The sequence below is a fragment of the Pseudomonadota bacterium genome (assembly GCA_039033415.1).
Taxonomy (GTDB): Bacteria; Pseudomonadota; Gammaproteobacteria; order Xanthomonadales; family SZUA-38; genus JANQOZ01.
On sequence record JBCCCR010000008.1, the window covers coordinates 167009 to 183582 of the forward strand.

General features: G+C 57.9%; 17 protein-coding genes and 1 other annotated feature. Of the genes, 11 read left to right on the forward strand and 6 right to left on the reverse strand.

Features of this window, described 5'->3' with window-relative positions:
• Positions 1-54: 54 nt before the first annotated feature.
• From atpE to AAF358_08775, 7 genes are all read left to right on the forward strand, one after another.
• Positions 55-324, forward strand: a complete 270-nt coding sequence (gene atpE / locus AAF358_08745) for a F0F1 ATP synthase subunit C (protein ID MEM7705625.1) — start codon at positions 55-57, stop codon at positions 322-324.
• A 63-nt stretch (positions 325-387) separates the two neighbouring features.
• Positions 388-858 carry a F0F1 ATP synthase subunit B gene (locus AAF358_08750; protein MEM7705626.1) on the forward strand — a complete coding sequence of 157 codons (471 nt, stop codon included), beginning with the start codon at positions 388-390 and terminating at the stop codon, positions 856-858.
• Positions 859-861: 3 nt separating this feature from the next.
• Positions 862-1392 (forward strand): F0F1 ATP synthase subunit delta, encoded by a 531-nt coding sequence (locus AAF358_08755; protein MEM7705627.1) that lies wholly within the window; start codon positions 862-864, stop codon positions 1390-1392.
• A gap of 91 nt (positions 1393-1483) precedes the next feature.
• Positions 1484-3031 carry a F0F1 ATP synthase subunit alpha gene (gene atpA / locus AAF358_08760; GenBank protein MEM7705628.1) on the forward strand — a complete coding sequence of 516 codons (1548 nt, stop codon included), beginning with the start codon at positions 1484-1486 and terminating at the stop codon, positions 3029-3031.
• Positions 3032-3072: 41 nt separating this feature from the next.
• Positions 3073-3939, forward strand: a complete 867-nt coding sequence (gene atpG, locus AAF358_08765; GenBank protein ID MEM7705629.1) for a F0F1 ATP synthase subunit gamma — start codon at positions 3073-3075, stop codon at positions 3937-3939.
• 46 nt (positions 3940-3985) lie between these two features.
• A complete protein-coding gene (atpD, locus tag AAF358_08770; GenBank protein MEM7705630.1) occupies positions 3986-5383 on the forward strand; it encodes a F0F1 ATP synthase subunit beta in 1398 nt (465 codons plus the stop codon).
• Positions 5384-5445: 62 nt separating this feature from the next.
• Positions 5446-5874: a F0F1 ATP synthase subunit epsilon gene (locus AAF358_08775; protein ID MEM7705631.1), complete on the forward strand. Its 429-nt coding sequence runs from the start codon at positions 5446-5448 to the stop codon at positions 5872-5874.
• A gap of 38 nt (positions 5875-5912) precedes the next feature.
• Here AAF358_08775 and AAF358_08780 read toward each other — a convergent pair whose 3' ends face one another.
• Positions 5913-6740 (reverse strand): NAD(P)H-binding protein, encoded by an 828-nt coding sequence (locus tag AAF358_08780; protein ID MEM7705632.1) that lies wholly within the window; start codon positions 6738-6740, stop codon positions 5913-5915.
• A gap of 253 nt (positions 6741-6993) precedes the next feature.
• Here AAF358_08780 and AAF358_08785 point away from each other — a divergent pair, with 253 nt between their 5' ends.
• The 3 genes from AAF358_08785 to AAF358_08795 all read left to right on the forward strand — a co-directional run bounded on the left by AAF358_08785 (position 6994) and on the right by AAF358_08795 (position 8996).
• A complete protein-coding gene (locus tag AAF358_08785; protein MEM7705633.1) occupies positions 6994-7224 on the forward strand; it encodes a hypothetical protein in 231 nt (76 codons plus the stop codon).
• A complete protein-coding gene (locus tag AAF358_08790) occupies positions 7221-7604 on the forward strand; it encodes a type II toxin-antitoxin system VapC family toxin (protein ID MEM7705634.1) in 384 nt (127 codons plus the stop codon). The genes AAF358_08785 and AAF358_08790 overlap by 4 nt, the downstream gene beginning before the upstream one ends.
• A 207-nt stretch (positions 7605-7811) precedes the next feature.
• The gene (locus AAF358_08795) at positions 7812-8996 is read left to right on the forward strand and encodes a serine hydrolase domain-containing protein (GenBank protein MEM7705635.1); all 1185 of its coding nucleotides are present in this window, start codon (positions 7812-7814) and stop codon (positions 8994-8996) included.
• Positions 8997-9044: 48 nt separating this feature from the next.
• Here AAF358_08795 and AAF358_08800 read toward each other — a convergent pair whose 3' ends face one another.
• A complete protein-coding gene (locus tag AAF358_08800) occupies positions 9045-9437 on the reverse strand; it encodes a VOC family protein (GenBank protein MEM7705636.1) in 393 nt (130 codons plus the stop codon).
• 210 nt (positions 9438-9647) lie between these two features.
• Positions 9648-11687, reverse strand: coding sequence for a bromoperoxidase (locus tag AAF358_08805; protein MEM7705637.1), 2040 nt, complete (start codon positions 11685-11687; stop codon positions 9648-9650).
• A 224-nt stretch (positions 11688-11911) separates the two neighbouring features.
• On the opposite strand from AAF358_08805, the gene AAF358_08810 reads away from it, so the two are divergent.
• On the forward strand, positions 11912-12523 hold the full coding sequence (locus AAF358_08810; GenBank protein ID MEM7705638.1) for a LysE family translocator: 612 nt from the start codon (positions 11912-11914) through the stop codon (positions 12521-12523).
• A gap of 46 nt (positions 12524-12569) precedes the next feature.
• Here the strand turns inward: AAF358_08810 and AAF358_08815 are convergent.
• The 3 genes from AAF358_08815 to AAF358_08825 form a co-directional block, all read right to left on the reverse strand.
• Positions 12570-13792, reverse strand: a protein-coding gene (locus AAF358_08815) for an IS3 family transposase (GenBank protein ID MEM7705639.1) whose coding sequence is annotated in 2 segments (ribosomal slippage) — positions 12570-13510 and positions 13510-13792 — 1224 coding nt in all. Because the reading frame shifts where the segments join, the coding sequence is not laid out codon by codon here.
• Positions 13410-13511 (reverse strand) — a sequence feature (AL1L pseudoknot). Its footprint overlaps the gene before it by 102 nt.
• A gap of 170 nt (positions 13793-13962) precedes the next feature.
• Positions 13963-15117 carry a helix-hairpin-helix domain-containing protein gene (locus tag AAF358_08820; protein ID MEM7705640.1) on the reverse strand — a complete coding sequence of 385 codons (1155 nt, stop codon included), beginning with the start codon at positions 15115-15117 and terminating at the stop codon, positions 13963-13965.
• 20 nt (positions 15118-15137) lie between these two features.
• Positions 15138-16418, reverse strand: coding sequence for a hypothetical protein (locus AAF358_08825; protein ID MEM7705641.1), 1281 nt, complete (start codon positions 16416-16418; stop codon positions 15138-15140).
• Positions 16419-16574: the final 156 nt, after the last annotated feature.

The window sequence follows — 16574 nt, forward strand, 5'->3', positions numbered from 1 at the left end:
TTACGACTTAACTTTGACAACGCAATAGCAATACCTCGAAACGGGAGTTATGAAATGGAAACTGTGATCGGAATGACCGCCATTGCCGTGGCCCTGCTGATTGGCCTGGGTGCACTCGGTGTGGGTATCGGTGTGGGCATCCTGGGTGGTCGCCTGCTGGAAGCCAACGCACGGCAGCCGGAACTCGGCCCCATGCTGCAGGGTAAGTTCTTCCTGTCCATCGGCCTGCTCGACGCGGTTGCGATGATCGGTGTGGGTATCGCCCTGTTCTTCACCTTCGCAAACCCGTTCATCGGTCAGCTGCAAACCGCCCTGGGGGGCTAAGCAGTTTTGCGGTTCCGGGGTGACTAACGCCCTGGAGGTACCCAAGGTGACAGGAGAAATCCGATGAACATGAACCTCACGCTAATCGGTCAGAGCATTGCGATGATCGTGTTCGTGCTGTTCTGCATGAAGTACATCTGGCCGCCGATCGTGAATGCGCTGGAAACCCGGCGTAAGAACATCGCGGACGGGCTGGCGGCAGCCAGCGAGTCGGGGCTCAAGCTGGAGCAGGCGGAAAAAGAAGCCGCTGAAATGGTGGGCAGCGCCCGCCAGCAGGCCAGCGAAATTGTTGAGCAGGCCAACCGTCGCGCCGTCCAGATTGTGGAAGAAGCACGCAACGACGCCATCGGTGAGCGAGAGCGGCAGGTGGCTGCGGCGGCGAGCGACATCGAGCAGGAGGTCAACCGGGCCCGCGAAGAGCTGTCCGGTAAGGTGGCCGCGCTGGCGGTGGCCGGGGCCGAGCAGCTGCTCGGTCGCGAGATCAACGCTGATGCGCATACCGACCTGCTGGACAAGCTGGCGGCGGAGCTTTAAGTCATGGCCGACGCCACCACGCTTGCCCGCCCTTACGCCAAAGCTGTTTTCGAGGTAGCACGCAGCGCGGACGCGCTGGGCGCCTGGGCGGACGCGCTGGCGGTGGCGAGCGCCGGCGCCAGCAGCGAAGCCGTGCTGCAGATGATCGCTGACCCAAACGTGGACAACGACACGCTGCTGCCGATCTTCGCCGCTGCCGGCGACGCGCCGGAAGGTTACGACAACTTTCTGAACCTGCTGAACCACAACGATCGACTGCCGGTGCTGCCCGAGATTGCGCGGCTGTACGAGCAGCTTCGCGCTGAAGCGGAGCGCACGCTGAACGTCATGGTGCGTTCGGCCACCGAGCTGAGCGAAGAGTATCGCCGGCGCCTGAGCGACAGCCTGGCGAAGAAGTACGACAAGAAAATCGCGCTGGAAGCGGTGGTGGACCCGAACATGATCGGTGGTGCCATCATCCAGGCCGGCGACATGGTGATCGACGGCTCACTCCGACGGAAGCTGAATCTGCTTTCTGAGTCGCTGAAGCCATAAGACGTCGCCGACGAGATCAAGCCAGGTCAATAAGCAAGATCAAACGTTATAGCTGCCGGTAGAAGAAAACCCGGCAAAGAGGATTGGACCCATGCAAAGCCAACTGAATCCGTCTGAAATCAGCGAGCTGATCAAGCAGCGCATCGACAAGTTCGAGGTTGCTTCGGAAGCCCGCAACGAAGGCACCGTGGTCAGCCTGACCGACGGCATCGCCCGCATCCACGGCCTGGCCGACTGTATGCAGGGTGAGATGATCGAGTTCCCGGAGAACACCTTCGGCCTGGCGCTGAACCTCGAGCGCGACTCGGTGGGTGTCGTGGTCCTCGGTGACTACGAGCACATCTCGGAAGGCGACAAGGTGCGCACCACTGGCCGGATTCTCGAAGTCCCGGTGGGGCCGGGTCTGCTGGGCCGGGTCGTAAACGCGCTGGGCGCCCCCATCGACGGTGGCGCACCGATCGAGAACGACGGCTTCTCACCGATCGAGCAGATTGCGCCGGGCGTGATTGAGCGTCAGTCGGTCGACCAGCCGGTGCAGACCGGTCTGAAGGCCATCGACGCGATGGTCCCGGTTGGACGTGGCCAGCGTGAGCTGATCATCGGCGACCGCCAGACGGGTAAGACCGCGGTGGCGATCGACACGATCATCAACCAGGCCGCCTCCGGCATTAAGTGTATCTATGTGGCCATCGGCCAGAAACGGTCCTCCGTTGCGGCGGTGGCAGCTAAGCTTGCCGAAGCCGGCGCGCTGGAGCACACGATTATCGTTGCCGCCACGGCGTCCGATTCCGCAGCCATGCAGTACGTCGCCGCCTACTCCGGCTGCGCCATGGGTGAGTACTTCCGCGATCGCGGCGAAGACGCCCTGATCATCTATGACGACCTGACCAAGCAGGCCTGGGCTTATCGCCAGGTGTCGCTGCTGCTCCGTCGTCCGCCGGGTCGTGAGGCATATCCGGGTGACGTGTTCTACCTGCACTCGCGCCTGCTGGAGCGGGCCGCGCGGGTCAACACCGACTATGTCGAGAAGTTCACCGACGGTAAGGTCAAAGGCCGCACCGGCTCCCTGACGGCGCTGCCGATCATCGAGACGCAGGCGGGCGACGTGTCCGCGTTTGTGCCGACCAACGTGATCTCGATTACGGACGGTCAGATCTTCCTCGAGACCGACCTGTTCAACGCCGGTATTCGCCCAGCCATCAACGCGGGTCTCTCGGTATCGCGGGTGGGTGGTTCAGCCCAGACCAAGATCATTAAAAAGCTCGGCGGCGGTGTCCGTCTGGCGCTTGCTCAGTATCGCGAGCTGGCGGCGTTTGCCCAGTTTGCCTCCGACCTCGACGAGGCAACCCGGAAGCAGCTTGAGCGCGGTCAGCGTGTGACCGAGCTGATGAAGCAGAAGCAGTATTCACCGCTGTCGGTGTCTGAGATGGCGATCTCGCTGTACTCAGCCAACGAAGGCTACCTGGATGATCTGGAGCTGAACCAGGTCCTGTCGTTCGAGGCAGGCCTGCACGATCACCTGCGCAGCAACTACGCGGAGCTCGCCAAGAAGATCGACGAGTCCGGCCCCTGGAACGACGAGATCGAGGCGGAGTTCAAGGCGTGTGTGGAAGGCTTCCGCGAAACCGGAAGCTGGTAAGCAGACGAGCGACTGACGTAAGGCAAAGATAGGAACAGCTTATGGCCGGTGCCCGCGAAATTCGGACCAAGATCAAGAGCGTCAACAACACCAAAAAGGTGACGAAGGCGCTGGAGATGGTGTCCGCCTCAAAGATCCGCAAAGCGCAGGATCAGATGGCACGCACGCGCCCGTATACGCAGATGATGAAGCAGGTGGCCGGGCACATCGCCAAGGCGAACCCTGAGTACACCCATCCCTTTATGGTCGAGCGCGACGAGATCAAAAACGTCGGGTTTGTCATCGTCTCCACCGACCGCGGACTCTGCGGCGGCCTGAACACCAACCTTTTTAAGCAGGTGCTGGCTCCCATGCGGGAGTACGAGGTGGAGAAGGGCGCGAAGGTGTCGCTGGTGACTATCGGCCAGAAGGCCAATCAGTTTTTCCAGCGTCTGGGCGGCAACATTGTGGCCCACAAGTCGCACTTAGGTGAGACGCCGCAGCTGGCGGACGTGATCGGCGTGGTCAAAACCATGCTCGACGCCTATCGCGAAGGCACGATGGATCGGGTGTACCTGGTATACAACGATTTTGTGAACACCATGACGCAGACGCCCCAGGTGGAGCAGCTGCTGCCGCTGCCGCCGGATCACGATGAGCAGGTGCAGAGCGGCTGGGACTACATTTATGAGCCGGACGCCAACGTGGTGCTGGACGACGTGCTGGTTCGCTACATTGAGGTACTGGTTTTCCAAGCAACGGTGGAGAACCTGGCCAGCGAACACGCGGCGCGCATGATCGCCATGAAGGCGGCGAGCGACAACGCCAACGAGCTGATCGACGATCTGACGCTCGCCTACAACAAGGCGCGCCAGGCGGCGATCACGCAGGAACTTTCAGAGATTGTGGGCGGTGCCGCGGCGGTTTAAGCCGGCATAGCCTGAACAGACAGAGACACGAAGCAGGAACGCGAACATGAGCGAGCAGAAAGGCCAGATCGTACAGTGCATCGGCGCTGTGGTAGACGTGGAGTTCGAGCGCGGCTCGGTGCCGTCGGTTTACGACGCGCTGATCATCGATGAGAAAGACATCACCATGGAAGTCCAGCAGCAGCTGGGTGACGGAGTGGTGCGGGCCATTGCAATGGGTTCCTCGGACGGCCTGAAGCGCGGCATGACCGTGACCAACACGGGCGCGGCCATCAAGGTGCCGGTCGGTCAGAAGACCCTCGGCCGGATCATGGACGTCCTGGGTAATCCGGTAGACGAAGCGGGCCCCATCGGCGAAGAAGAGCGCTGGGAAATCCACCGCGCGGCGCCGGCCTACGATGAGCAGGCCTCAAGCGCCGAGCTGCTGGAAACCGGCGTCAAGGTGATCGACCTCATCATGCCGATCGCTAAAGGCGGTAAGGTTGGCCTGTTCGGCGGCGCGGGTGTGGGCAAGACCGTGACGCTGATGGAGCTGATCAACAACATCGCCGTACAGCAGGAAGGTCTGTCGGTGTTTGCCGGCGTGGGTGAGCGGACCCGCGAAGGTAACGACTTCTATCACGAGATGTCCGAAGCTGGCGTACTCGACAAGGTAGCGCTGGTTTACGGCCAGATGAACGAGCCGCCGGGCAACCGCCTGCGCGTGGCGCTGACCGGCCTGACCATGGCTGAGTACTTCCGCGACGAAGGCCGCGACGTGCTGCTGTTCGTCGACAACATCTATCGCTACACCCTGGCGGGTGTGGAAGTGTCCGCGCTGCTCGGCCGGATGCCTTCCGCGGTGGGCTACCAGCCCACGCTGGCTAAGGAGATGGGTGACCTGCAGGAGCGGATCACGTCCACCAAGACTGGTTCTATCACCTCCTTCCAGGCGGTCTACGTCCCGGCGGACGACCTGACCGACCCGAGCCCGGCCACCACCTTTGCTCACCTGGACGCAACGCTGGTGCTGTCTCGCCAAATTGCGGAATTGGGCATCTACCCGGCGGTGGACCCGCTGGACTCCACCTCGCGTCTGCTCGACCCGAACGTGATCGGCGTCGATCACTACGAGACGGCGCGCGCGGTGCAGTCCACCCTGCAGCGCTACAAAGAGCTGAAGGACATCATCGCGATCCTGGGTATGGACGAGCTGAACGACGACGACCGCGCCGCGGTAGCCCGCGCCCGTAAGATCGAGCGTTTCTTCTCGCAGCCGTTCTTCGTGGCGCAGCAGTTCACTGGTGCTGAAGGTAAGTACGTGAAGCTCGCGGACACCATCCGCGGCTTCAAGGGCATAGTGAACGGCGAGTACGATCACCTGCCTGAGCAGGCGTTCTACATGGTCGGCACGATCGAAGAAGCGGAAGCGCGCGGCAAAGAAATGGCGGAGAAAGCGGCCTAAAAGGCGAAACGCCTCAGGTCCGCTGATCGACAGCTGAAGAAAAGGAATAACCGGAGAAAGCCATGGCCACCCTAACCTGCAATATCGTGAGCGCCCAGGAAGAGCTCTATTCGGGCGTGGCCAAAATGGTGGTGGCCTCCGGCGAAATGGGTGAGCTGGGCATCATGCCTCGCCACACCCCGCTGATCACCCGCCTCAAGCCGGGCCAGGTCCGCGTCGTGCAGGAAGATGACGAAGAGGAGTTCCTCTACATCTCCGGTGGCCTGATGGAAGTACAGCCGCACGTAGTCACCATCCTGGCCGACACGGCAATCCGCGCCGGCGATCTGGACGAAGCCGCCGCCATGGCCGCCAAAGAAGAAGCCGAGCGCACGCTGGCTGACAAAGAAGTCGGCATGGACTACGCCAAGGCACAGGCCGAGCTGGCGGAAGCCGTGGCCCAGCTGGCTGCGCTGGAGCGACTGCGCAAAGCGGTCAAGCGTTCCCGCTAAAAATGGGGTCAGGTTCAAGGGACAGATTAAAGCGAGCTTTACTCTGTCCCTTGAACCTGACCCCAGGCATCGCTGTATCGTTTGATGGCCGAAGTCGCCAGCCGAGTTCCGTGGCTGGTGGCATCGCGTCTTGCACTTATCTCCAGCATGGCCTGGCCAATCTGCCGCGCTTTGATCGCCACGCCGACAGGTGCAAACACACCATATAGGAACCGCTGCCCCAAGTGGGCCTCCGCTTCCGTCGGACCGATATAGTCTGGGCGGTAAAACACGGCGGTGATTGCTGTGCCCTTAGTCAGTCCTTCAATCGTCTTCTCCGCACGAATCTTTTCGCGCACCCACATGGTGTCCGAGTTTTCTGAGATGTCGCTCGAGCTGATGTAGTGGAAACTGACGCGCGGCTTGTCGGTAACCTCAAGCCACTGGCGAACAAACTGCGCCGGAAAATCCACGTGAATCTTGCCGTACGTCTCCTCATCGACACCCAGCGAACTGGTGCCGAGCGCCCAAAACACGGCGTCGACGCCCGCCAGCTGGTTGATGACCGCGCTGTAGTCTAGATAGTCCAGGTGCTGCGTCATCACCACCTTGCCCGCAGCAACGCCCGCTTCGATACGGGGGGACGGCCGACGGGTAACAACATGGATCTGCCTAACGCCGGGATCAGCCAGCGCCGCCTCCAGGATGCCGTCTCCGGCCGTGCCCGTAGCGCCAAAGATGGCGATGGTCTCGTGGCCCGCAGGAGGGCCGTCAAACGCCGGCGCTTCGCGAGTATCGGTGGCCACCAGATACACCCCGGTCAGGTAGAACAACGCGAACCCTCCGATAAGCACTAGAAAAATCGTTCGCAAACGAGGTCGTTTCATGCGTAAGCCTTTTAGTTATCCACTAAGGTGTACCGAGATTCGAAATGTCATGGACCAAGAACCGCCATCTCCAGCCAACACTATGACGAAAAAAAGAGACTATGAAACGTGGCCATAGTCGCAGTGGTTTTCGCCGGCTAGACGAATTCTCGGGAGGAAGCCCTGATCCATTCACTCTGTGCGTCTCGCGTAACTCAACAACGGTCCTAAAGAGCCACTTTACATGTGTAGCACATGCAACTAGGCTCAAAACATGTCTACCATGATCCAAATCCGCCACGTCCCTGACTCCATTCACCGAACGCTGAAGGCTCGAGCCGCGCTGGCCGGCACCTCGCTATCGGAGTATCTGCTCCACGAATTGGAAGCCATCGCCAGCCGCCCGACGCAGGAGGAGCTGCTCGAATCCCTGGCCGAGCTCGAACCCGTTTCTACTAAGACCTCGCTAGCAAGGGCGGTACGACAAGAACGCGATCGGCGGTGATCGTCATCGATGCCTCGGTTGTCCTTGAGTTGCTCTTGAAGGGCCAGAAAGCCGCCGCAGCTCAGAGTGCAGTTGCTGGGTACAAAAACTGGGCCGCGCCTCACTTACTGGATGTCGAAGTGGTCCAAGTGCTTCGTCGCTTTGTCCTGTCAGGTGAGTGCGATTCAAAGCGCGCCGAGCAGTCACTCAATTTGCTGAGCCTGATGCCCATCACCCGCTATACGCACCAGCCGTTAGTCCGCCGGGTCTGGGCCTGGCGGGAAAACCTCACGGCCTACGACGCCTCCTACGTGGCTTTGGCGGAAGCACTTGGATGCCCTCTCGTTACCAGAGACAAAAAGCTCGCCGCGAGCGCCCAACCGATCGCTCAGCTTATATAGCGTGATGGCAAGGGCGGCACGCCAACACCACGCAACCAAAACTAAAGACCAGAATCCATCGGCATGCTCGGTGTAATTTTCGCCCCTGGCTTTTACACTGGGACTTTCGAGGCAAGTCGTGCCGCTATGGCATTCAGGCGAATTCCACAACTTCCGAAACTAACCCTGGCCGTTGCCGCAAACTTGCTCGCGTTCCTACTAAGCCCTATGACATCCAACGCTCAAACTGTCGAAAGCAACCTATCGAATGCTGACCAAATCGATCGCTATCTGGCCGAGCAAATCCGTTCCACAAAAATCCCTGGCTTAGTCGCACTCGTAGTCAACAAGGACGGCGAACTTTACTCAGCCGCTTTCGGTCACCGAGATGTGGCGAACCAAGCACCGATGACCATGGACACCATCTTCCGGATCGCCTCGATGACCAAGCCTCTTGCCGCAACGGCGGTCATGATGCTGGTGGAGGATGGGCAGCTTGACCTCGACGACCCGATTGCCGACTACATTCCGGCGTACTCGGAACCAAGAGTACTCGTCGACTTCAACGCTCAAACAAGCAAATACACCACCCGCCCCTCGGCCACTCCAATCACGATCCGACATCTGCTATCCCACTCGTCGGGCATGGCGTACGGATTCTCCAACCATATCAATGGGGCCATAAGGCAGGCCAATCCCGAGCTGGACCAGCAAACGTTGCCGTTGCTCTACGACCCGGGAACCAGCTGGTCATACGGGCAGGGCATCAGCCAGGCGGGAATTGCCCTCGAGCACATTACGGGAATGGGCCTGGAACGCTTTCTCCAAGAGAGATTGTTTCAGCCCTTGGGAATGTCTGAGACGTCTTATATCGTATCCCGAGCCAACCAGCCCCGAGTCACCACGCTTCACCGGTTGGACGACTCGGGGCTAATAGAAATTCCCAACCCGATTGATATCCGATCATCTGCGAATGGAGACCGTGGTCTACACAGCACCGCACGAGACTACGCCAAATTCATTCAGCTGTTTCTCAATGATGGTGTAGCCCCCAACGGCCAGCGCCTGCTCAGCTCTAAGACCATCGAAGAGATGAGCCGCAATCAGCTTGGCCCAGTACGTATATCTCTGCAGCAGGGCATCCAGCCAGATTGGTCGCGACCCTTCCCCCTCGGCGCTGATCATGACAGCTTCGGCTTAGGCTTCCAGATAACAGGCCCACACAGCGCCGACAACCAACGAGCGCCAGGGAGCCTAAGCTGGGCTGGACTCCTCAACACCCAATTCTGGATCGACCGCGAAAACGGAATAGGCGGCATCCTCCTGATGCAATACCTCCCGTTCTACGACGAAGACGCCATAAAGACGCTGCAAGGCTTTGAAGCGTTGGTCTATCGCGGCTTGGGTGACTGAATTGACCCCTCATCCACGGGGTTATCCCGCCACGTTAAAACCCGAGAATCAGCCCTGCCGATAAATACCGCAGATCTTGTTGCCGTCCAGATCGCGAAAGTAGCACAGGTGCATCGGACCCATGGAGCCATTCCGCTGCCCTGGCGGATCTTCGATACTCGTTGCCCCGTTGGCGACAGCAACGTCGTGAAACTCCTTCACCTGTTCGGGTGAGGCGCAGCTAAAGCCGATGGTTGCCCCGTTGGACACCGTGGCCGGCTCGCCGTCGATGGGCTCAGTGACGCTGAAAATCGATCCGTCATGAATATAAAACAAGCGGGTTTGACCCGTGTCGTTCTCGTTAACCGCGGGCTCTCTGACTCCGATGACACCGAGTACGGCGTTGTAGAAAGCTTTGGCCTTCTCGATGTCGCTCGAGCCAACCATCACGTGATGGATCATTGTGCTTAACTCCCAGTGGTTTCTGAAAAAACAATGCCTGACGCGCGTGCCCTGGCCGCCATCCCGTGTCGTTGCGGTAGAGGGCCTGATTAGGACTGAGAGGGCCTGCATCTGCGTTCTGCGCGTTAGCCTGAAATACTGGGCCACTGTTTGCAAGCGTTGCGTTGCCGGTGAAAAGCGGCCCCAGCAAAACTGGGGCCGCCGCCTTAGCTAGAGGTCTTCGGAAAACTCCTGGCCGCTCACGTGGCGCAGCCACCAGTCCTCAGGGCTGACCGGGCTGCCGTCGGCACCGAGCATCGACAGGGACGGGCAGCTTTCGCCTTCACCTAAGATGGTGACGTGGTCGCCGTCGAACGACTTGAAAGTGCAGGCCACCGTTTCATTGTAGGTCGGCGCTTGTTCCATCAGTATCCCCACGGCGATTCGCTCACCCATTCGAAGACTGTCGTAGTAGTCCGAGTAGTAGTGCACGCCGGCCATGTTGCGGCCGATGGAGATGTTGGCCGCAAGCTTGTCGAGTTCACCCTGAATGGTCAGGGCCTTTCGTCCTCCATCGCCCACCAGGGCTGAGCCGTCGGCGTTCGGCACAAACCGCACGGCAGACCCGCTGGAATCGTACCGGCCATCCGCGTTTACCCGGAGCTCGCGTTCTTTGAAGCTGTCGCAGTCGTCGTACATCTCGAAAAACGCTTTGAGCATCGTGACGCAGCCACCGGCCACCGTCGCGTGTCCGGCGCCGTATGCTGGATGCATCGGCGAACCCTCGGGGAACGCCATGGGCAGCAGGAGGTTGCAGGCGTCAAACCGTTTGGCGGTAAGCCCCCGGGGCAGACAGTTGCCGCGGCAGTCGAACGGCCGATGGGTCAGCGCGTTCTGCTTTCGGTTGTGGTCGGTGATAGCCTTCCGAAGCGCCGCCGGGAACTCAGCCAGCGCGTGATCGAATGCTTCCTCCGAGCATCCGAGCGCCTGCGCGGTTTTGCCGCCGGCACAGGCGAGGGTGAAGCGTCCGCCCATCGCTTCGGGTCGTGCCCGTCGATGGTAGTTGAACTTCTGCCGCCGCACTGCCTTCAGGCAGCGCGTCGCCACCTCGCAGACCAGGCTGAGTATGTGCGGTCCGCCAAACGTGGCAAACGGCGTCCGCCGACCTGATGGGCTCGTTTCCGGAAAGCCCTTGGAGTTTGGTACGCCCATGGCAAGCATGATGAGGCAAGCGTTCAGGTAGGCCTCGTAGAGCGCGTCAAAGTGCACGTAAGTTGCGAGGTCTCGCGGTGTTGCGATGAAGCGCTTCTTCTTTTCGAACAGGTCGAGGCCGCGCAGGTCGGCGCCGTTTTGTACATCCAGCCACTCACACCAGCTGGTCATATAGTCCAGGCAGTTCTTCTGGCTCTGCGTGCGCTGATCGATGCACAGCGAGCCGTAGGGCACCAGCCCTTCCTTGAGCGTCCCGCCGGCACCGATCAGCATGAATTGTGAGATGTAGGGTCCAGCATGGGCGCCTTTGGTTGATCCGCGAAAAGCTGAGGCCGGCGTCAGCTTGCCGTCGAGCGACAGCGTTCTGCCGAAACGTCGATTGCGCTCAAACCGGTTGAAGCCCGTCTCGTCTACCTGGTGCGGGGTTGAGGACTTGACCCCTTTCCCGGAGTAAAACGGCATGCTGTTGAGCAGCTTCACGAGCTGCTGAGCGGACAGCTCGGCGTTGCCGGCGCGCGGGTTGGACGCGCAGAATTTGCGGCCCCCACCTTCGGCGATGGTGGTGAAGGGAACGTCGCGCAGCAGCGCCAGGGCATAGACCTCTGCCATTTCCGCGGCCAGCTCAGACGAAGCGATTCGCGGCGCCGGCGCCATGCCAACGGCTCCCGCATCTGGACCCTGCAATTCGTACACGTGGCCCGAGCGCGGGCTTTCCCAGCCGCGCCAGTCGAAGGGTTCGCCCTTCTTGGGTTTGCAGTGAAAGTCGTCAGGCGACGCGGAAACAACCTGCTTTTCAAAGAGCGTCGGATCGGGTGCGTTGATCGCCTCGACGAAGCACCGATAGGCTTCGGGCTCTTCGACCAAGCCCCAGGCGTTGTGCTTCAGCCCTTTGGTGAAATTCGAGGGATAGGTCGGCGAAAAGTCTGCCTCTTCGTCGTTTGTTCGGGTCAGCGCCTGGGGCGTCAGACGGGATATTTCTGTCGCCAGGTTGCGCTGCGCGCGAGCCTTTCGCGCTCGCTCGGATCCGGCTGGATCGGGTTCGGAATACGGTAGTTTCATTCGTGTCTCCCCACGTTTGGTTGGATAGGTGTTTTTAGTAACGTGCGATTGACCCGAACGTCCTCCCACTGGTTTTTTTGCCTGATAAATCGGTAGGCTGGCGGTAAGTGCCTAGGGACGCTGCCCGCTTCGCCGTGATTTTGAACCTGGCGCGGCGTCGGCAGTCCTACTTTGGATATAGCCAGTCCGAACGGTTATCGGACCGGTCCAGCTGGAGGGGATTAATGAGTATCGAGTTTGTGTTGACGTCGCTGGTGGTGATACCGCTACCCGGCACCGGCGTTCTTTATACGCTGGCTGTCGGCCTAGGTCGGGGATTTTGGGCGAGCGTTGCGGCGGCCTTCGGCTGCACCATCGGGATTGTTCCGGCTGCCGCTGCCAGCTTGGTGGGCCTGGCGGCCGTTTTCCACACCAGTGCGCTGGCATTCCAGGTCGTGAAATACCTGGGTGTCGCCTACCTGCTCTATATGGCGTACAGCATCCTGCGCAGCGGCGGCACGCTGGACGTCGACGAAAATCGCACGGCGGAACCGCATTGGCGAACCGCACTCAACGGCACGCTGATCAACGTCCTGAATCCTAAGCTGTCGTTGTTTTTTCTGGCGTTTCTCCCACAGTTTGTTGACCCGCAGCGCAGTGGCGCAACGCTGGAAATAGTGCTGCTGGCAGCGGTATTTATGCTGCTGACCTTCGCCGTCTTTATCGCCTACGGCGCGTGCGCGTCGCTCGCCCGCGACTACGTGATCTCCCGACCGGAGGTTATGAACTGGCTGAAGCGAGGCTTTGCCGCCACCTTTGGGTTTCTCGGCGTGAAGCTGGCGCTGAGCGAACGCTAGGACACCGTGAACCAACCCGGGTTTTCCGGAGACTGTTTCGTGTGAGTCAGACCACTGTGGCCTGACCGTTTTGTGCCTCGTAGAAGGCCTGTTCAAACTCTATGGGCGGCACGTCACCGATCGGTCCCATCAGCCGCTGGCGGTTGAACCAATCGACGTATTTGAAGGTTTCGTATTCGACCTCGTCGAGGGTTTTCCAGGGTCGTTCCTTTTCGATCAGCTCGGCTTTGTACAGGCCAATGATGCTTTCAGCCAGGGCATTGTCGTAAGAGTCTCCCACACTGCCTACAGAGGCCACCACGCCTTCCTCAGCAAGCCGCTCAGTGTAGCGAATGGAAAGGTATTGACTGCCCCTGTCGCTATGATGGATCAGTCCGCTGCCGCTTTGTCGCGCATGCAGCGCCTGCTCCAGAGCGTCCATGACCAGGTCTGTTGTCATCGTTCGACTGACGCGCCAGCCCACAATCGTTCGGCTGAACACGTCAATGATGAAGGCGATGAAGACCACGCCCTGCCAGGTGTAGACGTAAGTAAAGTCGGCCACCCAGAGCTGGTTCGGACCGTCCGCGATAAACTGCCGATTCACCAGATCTAATGGCCGGTCAGCGGACTCATCGGCAATGGTGGTCTTTCGTCGCTTACCGCGTACGATGCCCTGGATACCCAGAGCCCTCATTAACCGCTCGACCGTACACTGGGCCACCACATAGTTTTCGCGATGAAGTTGCTTCCAGATCTTGTGCGCGCCATAGACCCGGCGATTTTCATCAAACACCCGCTGAATCTCTGGCTTCAGTGCCTCGTCCCGATGCCAGCGGTTGGGCTGGAGGTCGGGATCGGCTTCACGCGCTTTGTAAGCGTAGTAGCTGGATGATGAGATCGGTAACAGAGCGCAGAGCGGCTCGACTCCGAATCGATCCTTGTGTTGGTCGATATAAGCGATCATTTCTTCAACCGGCGGTCGAGCTCCGCCTGGGCGAAAAAAGCCGATGCCGTCTTCAGGATCTCATTTGCTCGGCGCAGTTCTTTGACCTCCCGTTTCAGGGCTTTCATTTCTTCGCGTTCGCTGCTGCTCAAACCATCGCGTTTACCCTGGTCGATCTCGGCCTGCTTGACCCAGCGACGCAGCGACTCAGTCGTACAGCCGATCTTTTCTGCTACCGACTTGGTGGCCGCCCAGCGGGATGAATGGTCTTTCAGGGCTTCCTCAAATAGACGAACCGCTCGCTCGCGGACTTCTGGGGAATAGCGTGGGGATTTCTTGTTCATGACTCCAGTTTCTCAACATTTGGAGTCTCCGGAAAACCCGGGGTGGTTCAAGTGAGGGGCTCAGTGACCATTGTAGATCGGCCTTCATTATACTGCCCCATTCTATTTATCTACCGACATACCTAACTTCACGCATATGCGTCTAACGCGGTTAAGCGGCATTCAGAATATCAAACTGTTATTCGTCCCTGATTATGGTCCAGGATTTTCTTTGCAACCGATTGCGTTAATCCAACTACACCGTACAAATCATCAATCTTCTTAAACCCTTGCTCTTCTCTGTGACTCAAAATTGCTCGAGCTCTGGTTCTACCGACCATGGTGAGCTTTGTGAGTTCAGTAAACGAGGATGTATTGAGGTTAATGGGTGCGTCCAGCCTTTCAGTCGCTGCGCTTTGAACTGATTGTGGCGAAAGCCTAGGAGCCCTAGCAAGTAATTCCGCGAGCTGGTCGATCTGAGCTTTCAGTCGTCCTTCTCTCTTCTTCACCTTTCCTGCAGAGCGTCTATTCTCAGCGCGAATCTGATCAATTTCTTGCCCAAGCAACCGTTGTATCTCCGCTACGCTTTCCGAGGTGCCTAACAACTCGCGGGTAATTCTGGAAGCCTCTCGTACGCTGTAATGAGCGTCAGCGGCAGCTTTTTGTGCAACGTTTTTCGAATATTCAGCTGCCATGCGTGCATCTGCGCAACTCTCAGAAAACTCCTTGGCATTCTCCGCGTGTAAAACAACCTCCCGTTTTCTTTCCGACACTACCAGTGATCGACGTCGCAGGACATTTCGCACATCTCTGCATTCCTCAACAAGCATCCCGAGCTCACGTTGACTCTGCAAAATTACCTGTGATCCGTCCTCCATTGTCTTGCGGTGAGATTCGATCTCTCGGCTCATATCGACAACCGAATTTCGTTCTTCCACTACTTTTTTCACGCTATCCTTTGCAATTTCGTAAGCAGAAAGCCATCTTTCGACCACCGCCTCTGTCCTATCCATTTTTTCAACAAAGGCCGTCTTGCTCGATTCCAAATCCTCTTTTGCTTGCTCGAACGATGACAACTCAGAATGTAGATTATCTACTTGCAGCGTGATTTCCTGCTGCGTGTCTCGTAGGTCATTTAGCAACGACTTGGTTTGCGCATTTAAATCGTTAAGTTCGGATTGTGATTCATAGGTCAACGTTCTGACCTTTGCCATTTTCGAAGCCATGACACCGCGAACGAATACGATCGACAGCAGTGCGACCAATCCAATAAAAGCAAGAGAAATCAGCAACCAAGTGAGGATTATCTCGTTTCCCACATTGGGGTATAAATCGCTTGGGTTCATTTTTTGACTCTTTACGCCTTTTATCCAAGCCACCGCAACAGAAATGGCAGTAGTGTCTGCTCGGTCAGTTCGAGCATTCCTGGTTGGGAAGAAATGAGTATTCCGACTGACACCAAAATCAGCGGTACAACAAGATAAGTGCTAAGGAAAAAGACGATCCGTTTTGGATTAGACTCGCCCTGGCAGAACAGTTTACGTATGTTCGGACACTTTTCTAAACTAGCAGCTGATAAGACCGTGACCAGTGCAGCCATGATTTGCAATCCCAGGTACAGACCCAGGTGATCCGATTGAAAAGGGATTGGCGTAGCAAAGGTAAGCAATACGCCGGAGAAAGATGCGCCCATCCCCAATATAAGTGCGCCCCGGATTGTCCTTATCTTATGCGCTACGGCCGTAACGAGCGACGACGGAGCTTGCGGTCGCTGCAAGAGTTGGTCGAGGTCAACCAAGATAGCCGACTTAGGGACTGCAAGTGGTGTACTCACCTTCTCAGGGATGCTGATTTCGTTTGCAACGGGAGCTAAAACCTGATCCTCCCTGCTTGTTCGCTGAACAAGCGTCCAGGCGAGCCAGATACCGGAAATTGATGCAAGGCCGACAAGGAGTGGCCCGAGAGAGACAAATACCGTCCATATTGGCTGCGCCGGATGCGAAAAACTCTCTAGCCCCCGAATAAATAGCAGAACATATAGGCCTGTAACTAACCCCAGTAGACCACCAACAAAATCAACTCTAAGGCTACTCAAAAACGGAAAGCTCCAAGATTCATACTGTTCCGGCTTAGCCAAATTTTTGGCCAAGATCGCTTTAGAGTACTGCTTGAAGAATTTTGAATTCTCGTCAAATTGAACCAAGGCTGCAGTGAATATCAAAGTCAAAAAAAACCCGTAAGGCGCAGCTAAACCGGCCGCAATATCCGGTAGAGAGGTTTCTCTTTCCCAATTTGTTGGTTCAAAATATATCGCTGCAAAGGACAGCGTGATCCAGGACAACAAGAGAAAAAAAAGCACCAAATCTTTCGCTATCCGGGGCCAAAACCTGGCTACGTCGACCGTCATTACCTGCCAATCAAGAATTGCTAGGGATCGGAGAGAAAAAACAAATACCAACACTGGCAGCAGCACTACGCCAATCGACGCCCAGGTCAAAGGCAAAGAAAACCAGCGGTGGCAGAATGCTACTGCGATCAATCCAAGCAGCAGATAGACTAAAGAGATAGCGAGGCGAAGTTTGGGAAACCAGACGACGTTGACGGATCTGTGGTTGCTAAACGGCGTCTGTTCAGAATGCTGTCTCACGAACAAACTCAAAACCAGGCCCAGGACTGCAAATGCGGAACCGAAGCCAATACTCGACATCCATCGGTGGTTTTGGGCCTTAAAGTTATAATGCGGAATTTTTCGGAATCCGTCGCGTGAAGCGACAATTGTGTCTATTCGACATGGACGACCCGA

Excerpts from the sequence above, each read along its gene's own strand:
- atpE (MEM7705625.1), top strand. The coding sequence starts at position 55 with ATGGAAACTGTGATCGGAATGACCGCCATTGCCGTGGCCCTGCTGATT.
- AAF358_08750 (MEM7705626.1), top strand. The coding sequence starts at position 388 with ATGAACATGAACCTCACGCTAATCGGTCAGAGCATTGCGATGATCGTG.
- AAF358_08755 (MEM7705627.1), top strand. The coding sequence starts at position 862 with ATGGCCGACGCCACCACGCTTGCCCGCCCTTACGCCAAAGCTGTTTTC.
- atpA (MEM7705628.1), top strand. The coding sequence starts at position 1,484 with ATGCAAAGCCAACTGAATCCGTCTGAAATCAGCGAGCTGATCAAGCAG.
- atpG (MEM7705629.1), top strand. The coding sequence starts at position 3,073 with ATGGCCGGTGCCCGCGAAATTCGGACCAAGATCAAGAGCGTCAACAAC.
- atpD (MEM7705630.1), top strand. The coding sequence starts at position 3,986 with ATGAGCGAGCAGAAAGGCCAGATCGTACAGTGCATCGGCGCTGTGGTA.
- AAF358_08775 (MEM7705631.1), top strand. The coding sequence starts at position 5,446 with ATGGCCACCCTAACCTGCAATATCGTGAGCGCCCAGGAAGAGCTCTAT.
- AAF358_08780 (MEM7705632.1), bottom strand. The coding sequence starts at position 6,740 with ATGAAACGACCTCGTTTGCGAACGATTTTTCTAGTGCTTATCGGAGGG.
- AAF358_08785 (MEM7705633.1), top strand. The coding sequence starts at position 6,994 with ATGTCTACCATGATCCAAATCCGCCACGTCCCTGACTCCATTCACCGA.
- AAF358_08795 (MEM7705635.1), top strand. The coding sequence starts at position 7,812 with ATGACATCCAACGCTCAAACTGTCGAAAGCAACCTATCGAATGCTGAC.
- AAF358_08800 (MEM7705636.1), bottom strand. The coding sequence starts at position 9,437 with ATGATCCATCACGTGATGGTTGGCTCGAGCGACATCGAGAAGGCCAAA.
- AAF358_08805 (MEM7705637.1), bottom strand. The coding sequence starts at position 11,687 with ATGAAACTACCGTATTCCGAACCCGATCCAGCCGGATCCGAGCGAGCG.
- AAF358_08810 (MEM7705638.1), top strand. The coding sequence starts at position 11,912 with ATGAGTATCGAGTTTGTGTTGACGTCGCTGGTGGTGATACCGCTACCC.
- AAF358_08820 (MEM7705640.1), bottom strand. The coding sequence starts at position 15,117 with ATGAACCCAAGCGATTTATACCCCAATGTGGGAAACGAGATAATCCTC.